At 40.4% G+C, this 1,481-nt stretch carries 1 protein-coding gene and 1 pseudogene; one reads left to right on the top strand and one right to left on the bottom strand.

Annotation, left to right across the window (positions count from 1 at the left end; all coding sequences use genetic code 11):
* Window positions 1-404: 404 nt before the first annotated feature.
* Complete coding sequence (locus CXF58_RS01130) at window positions 405-1,217, top strand: lytic transglycosylase domain-containing protein (RefSeq protein ID WP_102076316.1); 813 nt, start codon at window positions 405-407, stop codon at window positions 1,215-1,217.
* A gap of 79 nt (window positions 1,218-1,296) precedes the next feature.
* Here CXF58_RS01130 and CXF58_RS01125 read toward each other — a convergent pair.
* Window positions 1,297-1,383, bottom strand: a pseudogene (locus tag CXF58_RS01125) (IS3 family transposase); the annotation flags it as partial.
* Between the last annotated feature and the right edge of the window lie 98 nt (window positions 1,384-1,481).

The raw sequence follows: 1,481 nt of genomic DNA, 5'->3' as shown, positions 1-1,481 counted from the left end.
TACTTGCTGGGCTTTTTTCGCCTACATTAATTGTATTTGCTAGCATTTTTAACGTTATCTATTAATTATTTTTATGACAAAAACAAAGTCTTAGACCTTGCTGCTATAAACTACTTAACTGCCCTCGCTTTATTACTATCTTGATTTTATTCAGCTTTTTTACAAAATAAATGGATTTTTGACGTCGCGTGCACGCATTCAGATGTGGCAAAAACTTATTTTGTGTTATAGTAAGCAACTATTATTTTTTGTATCTATTGCAAGTGGTTTTGTTAGACGTGAATTCGTAGGTAGCTCATTTGAGCGCTATTAAATCCTACAGACGCGATAACCGCTTTGATGCGCAACCTTACGCGCTTATAGGCAAAGCAATTTGCTCTTACTTAATAAAAAGTGATAAACCTATGATAACTATTGCCCCTTTACTGACGCGCTGCTTGTCACCCTTTTTACTCTCTGCCATTGCTTTATCTAGCCTACCTATCGCCGCTCAAGCGGGAAACATGTATATTTATAAAGACAAAGGCGGCCAAGTTCTGCTTACCAACGTCAATCCTAGCGGTAATTTTGATAAATTTAATAAAAAAGTAAAAACCACCTACTATAAAGATTCAAGCGCCTACAATGCGGGCAGCAGCTATAGCAATGATTACGGTAGCAGCACGGCGAGTAGTAGCGGCAGCCGTAACTCTTATGACAGTTATATCCGTGCCTCGGCTGCCCGTCATGGTATCGATCCTGGCCTTATGAAAGCCATGATGCATACCGAATCGGCGTTTAATCCCAATGCACGCTCACCTGTTGGCGCCCAAGGCTTGATGCAGCTGATGCCAGCAACGGCGCGCCGCTTTAATGTCAGTAATCCGTGGAATCCTGCTGATAATATCGAAGGATCAGCGAAATATATCGCTTGGCTGATGAAACGTTTTAATAATAACGTTGAGTTTGCGGTGGCAGGTTATAATGCTGGTGAAGGGAACGTCGATAAATACAATGGCATACCTCCGTTTAAAGAAACGCGCAACTATGTCAAAAATGTGATGAGTCGCTACCATAGCTTATATAAGAACGACTCAGCGCTAGCGGGTAATACCATGAATGCCAATAACGCTACGGGCACTACCAATGGTAGTGGCGTGCAAAATGTCAGTTACGGTACCAGTAGTAATGGCAACAGCGCCAGCTATGCCAATTCTGCTTATTTAGCACTACGTTAATATTAACCTTTAAAATGCACAAACACAAAAAAGCCCGTTAATATATGAACTGCCCCCCCTAAACTTGGACGGTTTAAGTTTACAACAAGGACTGAGTTCTGTATTTTACAGGACTCAGTCCTTTTAGTTTAAGCTGAATTCTTTCATGATTATAATAATGGGTGTAATGGACAAAATTCATGCTAAAAAGTAGAAGGTAGTCGCTAATGGACATAATTCATGCTATTTGAGTGACTTCGACCCTAAAAAGTCTTTAATAAACCG

Source organism: Psychrobacter sp. Sarcosine-02u-2 (genome assembly GCF_002836335.1).
Classification (GTDB): Bacteria; Pseudomonadota; Gammaproteobacteria; order Pseudomonadales; family Moraxellaceae; genus Psychrobacter; species Psychrobacter faecalis.
The sequence above is the reverse complement of the archived record's forward strand: the minus strand, read 5'-3'. Positions and strand labels throughout refer to the sequence as shown.

Excerpts from the sequence above, each read along its gene's own strand:
- CXF58_RS01130 (WP_102076316.1), top strand. The coding sequence starts at position 405 with ATGATAACTATTGCCCCTTTACTGACGCGCTGCTTGTCACCCTTTTTA.